Here is a 12,634-nt window from a genome sequence, read left to right on the forward strand (position 1 = left end):
TTACCATGGTGGAAGAACCGTCCATTGAAAATACCAATAAGATGATCGACAACCCAAGTGTCCGCCTCCTGGTAGCCACAGGAGGACCTTCTATTGTAAAGAAAGTCCTTTCCTCCGGCAAAAAGGCGATTGGCGCAGGGGCAGGCAATCCTCCGGTAGTGGTCGATGAGACGGCTGACATTGACAAAGCGGCAAAGGATATTGTGGATGGATGCAGCTTTGACAATAACGTTCCATGTATCGCGGAGAAGGAAGTGTTTGCAGTAGACTCGATCTGCGATTATCTGATCCACCACATGAAAGAAAACGGCGCGTACCAGATCACGGATCCAATGCTGTTAGAGCAGCTGGTAGCGCTTGTTACTACGGAAAAAGGCGGTCCCAAGACATCCTTTGTAGGAAAGAGCGCCCGCTATATCCTGGATAAGCTGGGTATTACAGTGGATGCCAGCGTGAGGGTGATCATCATGGAAGTCCCCAAGGATCATTTGCTTGTTCAGGAGGAAATGATGATGCCGATTCTCCCTGTTGTACGTGTATCCGATGTGGATACAGCCATTGAATATGCCCATCAGGCGGAGCATGGAAACCGCCATACGGCTATGATGCACTCTAAAAATGTAGAAAAGCTCAGTAAGATGGCAAAGATCATGGAGACTACCATCTTTGTAAAAAACGCTCCATCCTATGCAGGTATCGGCGTGGGAGGCGAGGGCTATACCACATTTACAATTGCCGGTCCCACAGGAGAAGGTCTGACATCGCCGAGAACCTTCTGCAGAAAGCGCAAATGCGTCATGACGGATGCCTTCAGTATCCGTTAATGTAAAGGAGAAGCGCACATGTCAAATGTATATATAAAAACAAAGATACGAAGCGGAAATTATGCAATGGAATACCTGCGTAAGATCCGTAAAAAACGGATTCTGGTTGTATGCGACAAATTTCTTGCGGAGAGTGGGGCAATCAATTATATACTGGATTCTCTGGACTCAAGCAACTCTGTGGAGCTGTTCGACCAGGCTATACCGGATCCCACCATTGAGATCGTGGGCAAGGGGCTTGGGGTGCTCTGCAGGGTACGCCCTGATATTGTTATCGGTTTTGGAGGAGGCTCTGCCATTGATACGGCAAAGGCAATGATTTACTTTGCCGGTGTGCGTGAGCTGGTTTCCAAACCCAGGTTTGTCACCATCCCCACAACCAGCGGAACCGGTTCAGAGGTTACCTCCGCTGCCGTGATAACTGATTCGGAAACAAAGAGCAAGCATCTGATCTCATCCGAAGATATCCTGGCCGATGTGGCGATCCTTGATCCAAGGCTGACCCTGTCTGTGCCTCCGGCTATCACCGCGAATACGGGTATGGATGTGCTGACACATGCTTTGGAAGCCTATGTTGCGAACGGCTGCAATGTGTTCTCCGACGCATTGTCGGAAAAGGCAACGGAACTGCTGATCAAAGCTCTCTTAAAATGCTACCGGGACGGAAAAAACCTGGAAGCGAGAACCCTGATGCATGAGGCGTCCACACTAGCAGGCATGGCTTTCAACACAGCGGGCCTGGGGTTGAATCACAGCATCGCTCATCAGCTTGGGGGAACCTTCCATATTCCTCACGGGTTAGCCAACGCTATGCTGTTAAATAAGGTGATTGAGTATAACAGCGTCAACCATGATATTATGAACAAGTATGCGACTCTTGCATATAAAGTTCAGTTAGTCGGTATGAACGAGGCCCCGGAGATGGCTGTTAAAACCCTTGAGGAGCTGATTCGGTCTCTGATGTGCTGTATGGATATGCCGGCATCTATCAGAGAGCTGGGAATCAGCAGAGAAGCGTATGAGGGGCAGCTTCAGAATATGACTGACAATGCTCTTATGGATAATTGTCTTATAAGTAATCCGAGAGAAGCTGGAACAGAGGCTATTAAGGAAATTTTATTAAGCATCTATTAATATACAGATGAAATACAGAACAGATGCCTTATGACAAGATAGACATAAGACCGTGCCGCCCAAAGGGATACAGCACGGCCTTTTGCCGTTCCAATCCAACCCTCTGCATTGAAAGATGATTGTTATAAAGAAATAAAAGTGATAAAATAGCAGTGACAGGCAGTAAAGAGAGGGATAATCAGATGGCGGAATATCACAAGATGATGCACATGGATGAAGTGGAACCAGATGCATTGGATGAATATCTAAGCATAAATGAAGAGGACCGTATCAACGAACTGGATATCATTCATCTGTTCGGAAAAGAGAAACTGGAGACCATTCAGGAGAGCCTTTCCAAAGCAACCGGGCTGGCTTTTATAACCGTGGATTTTAAGGGGGATCCCATTACATCTGCTACATCCTTTTCACGATACTGTGAAAAGGTCCGGAACAATCCGGTGGCAATGGAACGGTGCAAATCATCCGATGCGTTCGGATCCATCCAGGCAGCGGTTACACAGAAAACAAACGTATACTTCTGCCCATGCGGACTTTTGGAGGTTGCGATACCAATTATCGTGCGCGGTCATTATCTGGGCGGGTTTATCGGCGGTCAGATCCAATGTAATGACGCACCCGATTCGGTGAGCCGGTTATCGTCCGTGATGCACGCGGCAAAAGCGGATGAAGCGGTGGTCCAATACAAATCGTTGCTTGATGAAATTCCTGTTTATTCATATGAAAAATTTCTGGACATAGCCAATCTTGTTTTTCTGGTTATCAATCAGTTAAGTGAGAACGAGATCAGCCAGCATCTCCAGGAAGATATTTTAAAAAAGCGTATTAAAAAGATACAGACGGTAAACCATGGTTACGCCAAGGAGATTGTACAGAAGAACAAGAGAGTACAGGAGCTGGAAATGCGCGGCAACCAGTATGAACTTCTGGACATGCTGACATCGCTGCTTAATTTGACAATTATAGAGGACGCGCCCAGAACAAACGAACTGCTGAGCTCTTTCATTGATTATATAAAGTATAAATACATGGAAAAGAGTACCTTCGTGCACATCTCCGGAGAGCTTGAACATGCGGAACAGTATCTGCTGTTTCAGAAAAAAAAGACGGGAGACCGGCTGGAATATTCGATTCAGGTACCGAAAAACCTGCATATGCAGAAGATGCCCTCCGACGTATTGATGCCCTTTATCCAAAATGCTTTTTATAATGGCGTGATGCTGAAAAAAGAAGGCGGACAGATCACTGTAACGGGTTACGTGCGCAACGGTAATGTAGTGCTGGAAATTAATGATACCGGTCCGGGGTTGACGGAAGCTGAGCTGGATATCAAGTATGAAACATACAAAGACAAACACGAAGGATATTACATCAAAATGGGCATGGAATACGCCAGGGAAAAAATGAAGCGCCTGTTTGGAGAGGAGTACAGCATAATCTCAGAAAGCTACAGAAACAAGGGATCAAAAACTATTTTACTATGGCCTGAACATTATGAAGAAAGGACTGAGTAATCATGTACAGGGTTTTGATAGCTGATGATGATATACTTATGCGCGAAGCGCTGAATATAATGATTGCGAAGGACAGTGCGTTCAAGGTGGTTCATATGACGGGAACCGGCGAGGGGGCGGTGCGGGCTTGTAAAGAGGACGTGATCGATATTGTATTCATGGATATGCTGATGCCGGGAATGACCGGCCTGGAAGCCAGCAGGATTATTCACCAGTCAAATCCGGAGATTAATATATATATCCTTTCTGCCCATGCTGCCAATATTCTGATCCGCAGCGCAGCTCACAGCCAGGTAAAGGATTTTCTGGAAAAACCGATTACATACAACTTTCTGAAAAAGATCCTGGAGAACTATAAGACAGAGCACGAAGATTCTGTGCAGAACCAGCTTGAGACGCTTGCTTCATATCTCAGAAACAAAAATTTCGGAGATTTTTACGGCGGGATTGCCGGAGTCATCGATGAGATCTATGGGATTGCCGGGGAGGATTCAGTCCGGCTTATTAAGCTATTCACTTATCTGGGACAAAACCTTTTGGATACCAGAAGCATGTATGGCGACAGCGGGAATATATCAGAGCTGTTTCCTATTAACGAGGTGTTGATTCTGGACCGGAAAACATCCGAGCTTTGGCTTTTCAGGGTGATGGATTTTCTGTTCCAGCAAAACAGTATCGGCCGTTATCCGCTGTTGGAGAATATTTTTATTTATATAGAGAAACATATAAAAGAAGATATCACGCTTAACAGTATTATTGAGAACTGCGCCATCAGCCAGGGATATCTGAGCCGGATTTTCAGGGAGCAGTTTCAGGTCAGTGTTACAGAGTATCTTCATATGAAAAAACTGCATCTGGCCAAGGGATATTTTTACTTTACCGAGGACAGTATTGCGGAAGTTGCGTTCCGTCTCGGATACAATGAAAGCAGCTATTTCAGTAAAGTGTTTAAAAAGTTTGAAAATATGACGGTTAAGCAATACAAGAACAAAATTCGTCAAAGTTCTCCTGGAAAAAAAACGGAAACTGGCCGTTGCGGGAATCGCTAATCGGGTTCTGATTATGACATGCGCCAGATATCCGGATTCTGTGAGAGTTTCTTTTCATCTGGAGCTCGACCAGTTGGTTGGTAATGAGTTAACCTTGAACATGCCCTGGGTATCTCCAGGGCATGTTCTGCGTGGATGCAGGTTTGGATTGTCCTGTTTTATCAAAAATGTCCCCGGCTTATACATGTGGTGTCTAAAATGACATGTATAAGCCGGGGAATTAATTTTTTTTATTTGAAAGAAGTCTGTATTGTGAGATTTTTTAGCTTATATATTGAATCGGTTTTTTATAGAAATTAGGGTATGATGGTGGTAGAAAAATAATATATAAGGAGGATGTTAAATGATAGCAAAAGGCTTTACAGAACCAACTGAACGAATAAAGCGCTTAAAGAAAGCGTTTGTGGCTGCTGTACCGGAAGTTGAGTCGGAGCGTGCCGTACTGGTCACAGAATCGTACCGCGAAACGGAAGGGATGCCTATCCTTATAAGGCGCGCAAAAGCGCTGGAGAGAATCTTAAACCATCTTCCCATCGTAATTAGAGATGACGAGCTGGTTGTGGGTGTAATTACTAAAAATCTCCGCTCCGCCCAGATCTATCCGGAGTTTTCGTTCGAATGGGTGGAAAAAGAGTTCGATACCATGGATAAGAGAAGCGCCGATCCTTTTAAGATCAGCGAAGCTGCAAAAAGTGAGTTAAAGGAGGCTTTCAAATACTGGAAAGGTAAGACAACCAGTGATTTGGCATCCGCGTATATGTCGGAGGCTACAAAAGAAGCTATTTCCAACGGTGTGTTTACGGTGGGCAACTATTTTTACGGCGGAATAGGACATGTGTCCGCGGATTATGGGAAAGTTCTGGAGCTTGGATTTTCCGGTCTGATTAAACTGATTGTGGAGACAATGGAGAAACTGGATCAGAATGATCCTGATTATGTAAAAAAGAGAACCTTTTATGAATCGATGATTATTTGCTACAACGCATCCATTCAGTTTGCCCGCAGATATGCGGCTAAAGCCAGGGAGATGGCGGCTTCATGCAGTTGCGCGGTCAGGAAGGCAGAATTACTTCGTATTGCTCAGGTATGTGACAGGGTTCCAGAGCATGGGGCGACTAATTTTTATGAAGCATGTCAGGCATTCTGGTTTACACAGATTCTGATCCAGATAGAATCCAGTGGACATTCGATCTCCCCGGGAAGATTTGACCAGTATATGTATCCATATCTGAAAATGGATCATAATATTTCAGAGGAATTTGCACAGGAGCTTCTGGACTGTTTATGGGTAAAATTCAACGGACTCAGCAAAATCAGAGATGAAGTATCCGCACAGGCATTTGCCGGTTACGGCGGATTCCAGAACCTGATTGTCGGCGGTCAGACCGGCGATGGACTGGACGCAACTAACGATGTCTCCTACATGTGTATGGTGGCGGCAGCCCATGTGCAGCTTCCGCAGCCCTCCTTCTCGATCCGTGTTCACCAGAATACTCCGGAGGAGTTTCTGTACAGAGCATGTGAGGTGGTACGCCTGGGAACCGGCGTGCCGGCCATGTATAATGATGAGACAATTATACCCGCCCTCTGCAACCGCGGTGTATCCCTGGCGGATGCGAGAAATTACGGCATGATCGGCTGTGTGGAGCCGCAGAGCCCGCACAAGACGGACGGCTGGCATGATTCGGCCTTTGTAAATGTGGCGAAAATACTGGAGCTTACATTAAATGGCGGAAAGAACAACGGACACCAGGTGGGGCCGGATACGGGAGATGTTACGTCGTTCAAGAGTATTGAGGATGTGTGGCGCGCATTTGAGAAACAGATCCAGTACTTTGTACATCACGTAGTAGAAGCCTGTAACAGCGTGGATTATGCGCATACAGAGAGAACTCCGCTTCCATTCCTTTCCGGTCTGGTCGATGACTGTATTGGCAAGGGACTCAGCCTGCAGCATGGTGGGGCTGTCTATAATTTTACAGGACCTCAGGCGTTCGGTGTTGCTGACTGCGGTGACTCCATTTATGCGATGCAGACGCATGTCTTTGAGAATAAAGAACTTACCATGGCTCAATTAAAGGATGCGCTGGATCACAATTTCGGCTGCGGCTGCTGTGAGACCGCTTCCGACGATGAGGCCAGGATTTACGAGGCTGTAAAACGGATTCTCAGCAGTAACGGTTCCATTGACGTATCAGCCCTTCAGTCACAGCTTTCTGCATCGCAGACCGCGAATGCAGGGGACGGGGAATACGCGAGGATCAAACGCATTATGGAGAACACCACATGGTACGGAAATGATGTGGATGATGTGGATCTGCTTGCCAGACGATGTGGCCAGATCTACTCACGTGAAGTGGAAAAATATAAAAACCCAAGAGGCGGAGTATACCAGGCAGGATGCTATCCTGTATCGGCTAATGTATTGTTTGGAAAGGATGTTGGAGCTCTGCCTGACGGACGTCTTGCAAAACAGCCGTTGGCGGACGGTGTATCGCCAAGACAGGGCAAGGACACAAACGGTCCGACTGCGGCAGCTATGTCGGTTGCAAAGCTGGATCATGAGAACTACTCCAATGGTACATTGTATAACCAGAAGTTCCTTCCATCTGCCCTGGCAGGCGATGAAGGTCTCAAGCGTTTTTCAGCAGTGGTGCGTTCCTACTTTGACCATAAAGGTATGCATATTCAGTTCAATGTAATTGACAAGAATATTCTGTTGGATGCACAGGCGCATCCAGAACTGTATAAAGACCTTGTGGTGCGTGTGGCTGGATACAGTGCGCAGTTTACGGTTCTTGCTAAAGAAGTACAGGATGATATCATCAGCCGTACAGAACAGGCCCTTTAAACGTTAACCCTAAAAAGCTATCATACCAAAAAGACCGGACTGTAATGCAGACCGGTCTTTTTGAGAACAAAATAGATTGTATTTCATGGAAAACAAGAGTAAAATAATTTATATAATCATTGAAGAGGAAAAATGATGGAAGAACTCGACAGGATATTCGAAGATACAGGCCCGCTTGCATCCACTGACCAGGAAGAAAGGGACACAGGGGAGACCAGCCGCGGAATTGGTTCCATAGATATAATCCGTCTCTTTGGAAGAGACAAGCTGGAACATATACAGGAGAGTCTGTCGAAGGCGACCGGACTTGCGTTTGTTACAGTTGATTATAAAGGGGAACCGGTCACAGACATGACTTTTTTCTCTGATTTTTGCAGAAAATTCAGGGAGGATAAGGAACTGCGCCAGAATTGCCGGACTTCGGATGCCATGGGGTCCATTCAGGCCGCAGTCACAAAGAAAACCCATATTTATTTCTGCCCATGCGGTTTGATTGAGATGGCGATTCCGATTGTGGTGGAGGGCAATTACCTGGGCGGTTTTTTGGGCGGCCAGTTCCGCTGCGAGGACGCCCCGGAGACAGTTAGGCAAATAGAACCGACTGTTGAGACAGAACGTTTCAGACGGCTGCGGGAGGAATCAAGGCAGAGATTTGAAGAACTACCGGTATATTCATATGAAAAGATACTGGATATGGCAAATCTGGTAAGTCTGGTGATCACACAGCTCAGTGAAAACAGGGCCAACCAGTATTATCAGGAGGATATGCTGAAAAAGCGCATTAAGAAAATCCAGGAGACAAACCAGAAGCATTTAAAAGAAAAAGCTGAGCTGGAGGTGCGTTTCCATGAGCTGGAAGCACAGTCCAATCCATACAGCTACCTGAATATGCTGATTGCCCTGCAGAACCTGGGAACCGTGGAACAGGCGGAGAGAACCACTGAGCTGGCGGATCTGTTTATCAGCCATGTCAAATATGGGATTGCGGACAAGGGCACCTTTGTTCATTTTGCAGGCGAACTGGAATATGTAGAACAATACCTTAAATTTCAGAAAATACGGTTAGGTTCTCAGTTTAACTATACCCTTCATTTTCCGCGGGAAATGCAGATGATGAAGCTGCCGGCAGGCGTGCTGTTTCCTTTTGTCCAAAATGCCTTCTATCACGGCGTCATGCTGAGCCCGGAGGGCGGATCGATCAGCTTGAACGGTTATCTGAAACAGGGTAACTTTGTTTTGGAGATCATCAATACAGGCAGCGGTTTCAGTAATGAGGAGCTTAAAATCAGATTTGAACCATACAAAAATAATCATGAGGGATATTATATTCAGCTGGGAATGGAGTGCGCAAAGAGAAAGCTGGCTCAGTTGTTTGGAGATGAGTATACTATTACAGTTGAGATTAACAAAAACAAAGGCTGTAGATGCGAAATTATCTTTCCGGAGTATAAGTAAGAAGGGATTTCAAAATTATGTACAGAATTTTGATTGTTGACAACGATATGCTTTCACAGGAAGCGCTTGAAGCAATGATTGCCGGATATGAACAGTTTGAGATTGTTGATAAGGTGACAACCGGAGAGAAGGCTGTCAAGGTATGCAGGTCATGCGCAGTTGATCTTGTATTTGTGGAAATGCAGCTGCCGGGAATATCAGGCGCGGAAACAGGTCGGCTCATCCGCCAGTTTTGCCCTGATACGGTGATCTATGGAATGACAGTCTGCACTTCGGCCGGCCTGATTGAGAGCATTGTTCCGGGGACGGTAAAGGCAATGATTGAAAAACCGGTTATGGCCAAAAATCTGAATACAATCTTTAGAAACTATAAAACAGAGAAGGAAGATACCTCAAATAAACAGGTGGAGGAGTTGGTGGAGATACTGAAAGAAAGGGACTTTCAGATGTTCTACCAAAGACTTCCGGGGATTATAGACTGTATTTATGAAAATGCCGGCCCTGAGCCGGACCGGCTGGTGAAAGCATTTTCTTACATAGGGCAGCAGCTGACGGACACGCAGAATTTATATGATGAAAAGAATACCATAATTGAACTGTTTCCCATCAATAAGAGTTTGATTTTAGAGAAGAAAACATCTGAGTTGTGGCTGTTCCGCGTGGTCGATTATTTGTTCCAGCAGAGCAGTATGAAACGGTATCCTCTTCTTGACAATATTTTTCTGTATATTGATCAGCATATTAAAGAAGAGATTACGCTCAATAAGATTATTGAGAACTGTGCAGTCAGCCAGGGATATTTAAGCAGGATATTCCGGTCACAGTTCCATGTGAGCGTTACAGAGTATCTTCATATGAAAAAGATGCATCTTGCGAAGGGATATTTTTATTTCACAGAGGACAGTATCGGGGAGGTTGCCTTCCGTCTTGGATACAGCGAAAGCAGCTATTTCAGCAGAGTATTTAAAAAATATGAGAATATGACTGTGAAGGAATATAAGAATAAAATAAAAAAATGAAATCTGTTTGATGTAAATGCGGTCTGCTCTGTGTAATGCATAGAAGGCCGCTTTTCTCTTTATGGGAAAGTATTTATTTTTGATTAAAAATATGAAAATAGCCCGTTAAAAAAGCTGGTATAGAAAGTAAATAATTTGGATTTAGAAGATATAGAGTCCTTCTTCACCGAAATTGTCATTTTCAATATCATCAAATTCATTAAAAAAGTAATCTACATCTCAAAAGTCCTCCTCATCTTCTTCTGTAATACATTAGCTCGAACTGGCTCCATATCATATCAGATACATTGATTGTATCATGAGAACGAAGGATGCGGAAGTACAGAAGCGGGAGAACGACAGCGGTAGTTACGCATGGCTATTTCGTATAATTCATGCAAAGGAATCGGTTTATGGCAAAAGTATAGTTCTAAAAAGAGAATATTAGTGCCACAGTTGTAGGATAAAGATATTATCACCAAACATGTCCAACACAGACTCGAATGGATTTTACAGGTTTATGGTTTTGATTTTGCATATAGAAGAAGAAATAGCTATGGTATAATAAGGATATGTTAAATGAAAGAACAGGAGAAACCATATGACAGACCATAGCCAGATAACAGAATTTGTAGGTACTGCAATAGGAGATACGATCGGTCTGGTGATTCCCGGAATCGATCCTTCCCTTGCACCATTTATGAAGCTGGGAGAATACCGTTCTATTGGCATCTTTGGAGGCCGCGTGGCGGTAGGGCCGCAGGTGATTGCTGTGGATGAGGCTGTAAAGGCGGCTGATGTGGAGCTGATCTCCATGGAGGCATCCAGGGACAGCAAGGGCGGAGCTGGATGCGGTACCCTGTTCTATATTGGAGCCAACGATGTATCGGATGCAAGGCATGCGGTAGAGATCGCTCTGGAACAGCTGCCGAAACAGTTCGGCGAAGTTTATGTAAATGACGCAGGTCATCTTTCCTTTAGCTATACTGCGAGGGCGGGGCAGTGCTGTGTCAAGACGCTGGGAGCGGTGGAAGGCAAGGCGTTTGGAATCATATGCTGCGGGCCGGCCGCCATAGGATGCCTCGTATCGGATCTGGCGGTGAAGTCTGCCCCGGTGACTGTGATCGGTTATCATCACCCTCTTGACAATTGCTTTGCTAATGAGGTGGTGCTGTGTTTCACAGGGGAATCTGCAGCGGTGCGACAGGCGCTGCGGACAGCGATTCATGCGGGTAAACAACTTCTTGGTTCTTTGGGCGAAGAACCTCATTCTCTGGGAAATCCGTGGATTTAGAAGTTTTTGCAAGAAAATAAAAGATTACCATGGTTAATTATGTGGCCATGCCTATAATGGTTGATGTGGGAGATTCACCTGTTATTGTCATTGATGTGGACCATTATGAGAAAATTTGATTATTAGCGATACTTAGATCTGCGGAGCGGAAGAACGCTCCCTAGATTTTTTGCGTTAATGGATCCCCACAGCCGATAATCCATGGGCTGTGGGGATGAGGTATATTTTTATGTCTGGATTTTTCCAGATCCTAAGAGGGACCAAAGGAAAGCGGTACCATGAAGCCCGGCTTGCCCCAGAAAGCTGGCAGGAAGCAGAGGATGATTCTTGTAAATAAAAACTGATTACGAAGAATACAGCGGGAAGATGGTACTCAGTATAAAATTCAGTAGTGAAGACCAGACTGCATTGGATTATCGTGGGAGCCAGAAATCATTTGGAACAGTCTTTTATTACGCTTATACAAAACTGGAAGATTTTAAGAGATTTTTTCAGGAAATGGAATTAGGCAAAAAAGCATGACATGACAAAATTTCCTGTAAAGGCACATTTCAGAGCTGACTGCTATCCCGTTATTATAAAAAGATTGTTTATCCCGGTAAAATGGTTTATAATATGATTAGCAGAAAGGTATGATGTATGAGAATATATTTGGATAATTGTTGTTACAATCGGCCGTTTGATGATCAGACGCAGGAACGTATTCATCTGGAAAGTGAAGCAATCCTTACTATATTGAAACGAGGGCAATTGAACGTATATGAAATTGTCGGAAGCGAGATGCTGGAATTAGAGATGGAACGTATGGGCGATGAGACAAAAAAGCGAAAAGTTAAAGAGCTATATCAGGTTACACATATGCACGTAGCCTATACAGATGAGATAAAAAAACGATCAGAGGATATAATGAAGATATCAAAGATCCGCACATTTGACAGTTTGCATATAGCTGCAGCGGAGAGTGCGAATGCAGATGTGTTGCTTACAACAGATGACAAAATGAGCAACATGGCCTCAAAATTAGAGCTAAAAGTTAAAGTGCAGAATCCACTACAGTTTGCCTGGGAGGTGTTTTAAATGTTAAATGTTGATTTGAATAATCCAGCCGATGTAAGAAATGCCGGGATGAAGGTCCTAAGAGAAGCACTGGGGCCAGTAGGAATGGTCAAATTTATCAAGCAATTTGATCTTGGTTACGGAGACTATACAGAAGAAAAATATGAGAGACCAGATATTAGTCTGGACGAGATTGATGCAATATTAAAAAGATAATATATTTATGGATATACATTTGCAGAGAGAGTATAGATGAAATATAAACAAGTGGCATCTATTCCACCGTAGCAACACATTAAGCTACGGTAGTTTAGATGCCAAATTGTGGTTTTTGAGAGAAACGACGGATAAAACCACAAGATGTAGTGGTTTTTGAGGGAAAATTGAGTGGATTTGCGGCCTGAAAATGGGTGTTTTTCAGGGCGTGAGAAATAGATGCCTTGTAAGTGATTCATAATG

The 12,634-nt window shown here is 44.6% G+C and carries 10 protein-coding genes and 1 pseudogene; 10 read left to right on the forward strand and 1 reads right to left on the reverse strand.

From position 1 onward, the window contains the following. The 7 genes from ABIN22_RS23180 to ABIN22_RS23210 all read left to right on the forward strand — a co-directional run. The coding region (locus tag ABIN22_RS23180) for an aldehyde dehydrogenase (protein WP_346911585.1) at positions 1-824 on the forward strand (824 nt) is incomplete at its 5' end. 18 nt (positions 825-842) lie between these two features. Beyond that, positions 843-1,958 carry a 1-propanol dehydrogenase PduQ gene (locus tag ABIN22_RS23185; protein ID WP_156703763.1) on the forward strand — a complete coding sequence of 372 codons (1,116 nt, stop codon included), beginning with the start codon at positions 843-845 and terminating at the stop codon, positions 1,956-1,958. 182 nt (positions 1,959-2,140) lie between these two features. Continuing rightward, positions 2,141-3,472, forward strand: coding sequence for a PocR ligand-binding domain-containing protein (locus ABIN22_RS23190; RefSeq protein WP_002568813.1), 1,332 nt, complete (start codon positions 2,141-2,143; stop codon positions 3,470-3,472). A 2-nt stretch (positions 3,473-3,474) separates the two neighbouring features. After that, positions 3,475-4,521 (forward strand): helix-turn-helix domain-containing protein, encoded by a 1,047-nt coding sequence (locus ABIN22_RS23195; protein WP_002568812.1) that lies wholly within the window; start codon positions 3,475-3,477, stop codon positions 4,519-4,521. Between the two features lie 343 nt (positions 4,522-4,864). Beyond that, a complete protein-coding gene (locus ABIN22_RS23200) occupies positions 4,865-7,372 on the forward strand; it encodes a glycyl radical protein (protein ID WP_002570893.1) in 2,508 nt (835 codons plus the stop codon). A 132-nt stretch (positions 7,373-7,504) separates the two neighbouring features. Continuing rightward, on the forward strand, positions 7,505-8,827 hold the full coding sequence (locus ABIN22_RS23205) for a PocR ligand-binding domain-containing protein (protein ID WP_007038684.1): 1,323 nt from the start codon (positions 7,505-7,507) through the stop codon (positions 8,825-8,827). 17 nt (positions 8,828-8,844) lie between these two features. Further along, positions 8,845-9,846 (forward strand): AraC family transcriptional regulator, encoded by a 1,002-nt coding sequence (locus tag ABIN22_RS23210; RefSeq protein ID WP_002568809.1) that lies wholly within the window; start codon positions 8,845-8,847, stop codon positions 9,844-9,846. A 296-nt stretch (positions 9,847-10,142) separates the two neighbouring features. Here ABIN22_RS23210 and ABIN22_RS23375 read toward each other — a convergent pair. Beyond that, a pseudogene (locus tag ABIN22_RS23375) lies at positions 10,143-10,283 on the reverse strand (IS91 family transposase); the annotation flags it as partial. Positions 10,284-10,426: 143 nt separating this feature from the next. Between ABIN22_RS23375 and pduB the strand changes: the two are divergent. The 3 genes from pduB to ABIN22_RS23225 all read left to right on the forward strand — a co-directional run bounded on the left by pduB (position 10,427) and on the right by ABIN22_RS23225 (position 12,391). Continuing rightward, on the forward strand, positions 10,427-11,119 hold the full coding sequence (gene pduB, locus ABIN22_RS23215) for a propanediol utilization microcompartment protein PduB (protein ID WP_002568808.1): 693 nt from the start codon (positions 10,427-10,429) through the stop codon (positions 11,117-11,119). 639 nt (positions 11,120-11,758) lie between these two features. Then, positions 11,759-12,196: a PIN domain-containing protein gene (locus ABIN22_RS23220; RefSeq protein ID WP_002568807.1), complete on the forward strand. Its 438-nt coding sequence runs from the start codon at positions 11,759-11,761 to the stop codon at positions 12,194-12,196. Continuing rightward, positions 12,197-12,391 (forward strand): hypothetical protein, encoded by a 195-nt coding sequence (locus ABIN22_RS23225; RefSeq protein WP_002568806.1) that lies wholly within the window; start codon positions 12,197-12,199, stop codon positions 12,389-12,391. Positions 12,392-12,634: the final 243 nt, after the last annotated feature.

Source organism: Faecalicatena orotica, from assembly GCF_905197545.1.
GTDB classification, from domain to species: Bacteria; Bacillota; Clostridia; order Lachnospirales; family Lachnospiraceae; genus Faecalicatena_A; species Faecalicatena_A orotica.

Bases quoted from the DNA above. Each gene is read 5' to 3' on its own strand.
- ABIN22_RS23185 (WP_156703763.1), top strand. From the start codon at position 843: ATGTCAAATGTATATATAAAAACAAAGATACGAAGCGGAAATTATGCA.
- ABIN22_RS23190 (WP_002568813.1), top strand. From the start codon at position 2,141: ATGGCGGAATATCACAAGATGATGCACATGGATGAAGTGGAACCAGAT.
- ABIN22_RS23195 (WP_002568812.1), top strand. From the start codon at position 3,475: ATGTACAGGGTTTTGATAGCTGATGATGATATACTTATGCGCGAAGCG.
- ABIN22_RS23200 (WP_002570893.1), top strand. From the start codon at position 4,865: ATGATAGCAAAAGGCTTTACAGAACCAACTGAACGAATAAAGCGCTTA.
- ABIN22_RS23205 (WP_007038684.1), top strand. From the start codon at position 7,505: ATGATGGAAGAACTCGACAGGATATTCGAAGATACAGGCCCGCTTGCA.
- ABIN22_RS23210 (WP_002568809.1), top strand. From the start codon at position 8,845: ATGTACAGAATTTTGATTGTTGACAACGATATGCTTTCACAGGAAGCG.
- pduB (WP_002568808.1), top strand. From the start codon at position 10,427: ATGACAGACCATAGCCAGATAACAGAATTTGTAGGTACTGCAATAGGA.
- ABIN22_RS23220 (WP_002568807.1), top strand. From the start codon at position 11,759: ATGAGAATATATTTGGATAATTGTTGTTACAATCGGCCGTTTGATGAT.
- ABIN22_RS23225 (WP_002568806.1), top strand. From the start codon at position 12,197: ATGTTAAATGTTGATTTGAATAATCCAGCCGATGTAAGAAATGCCGGG.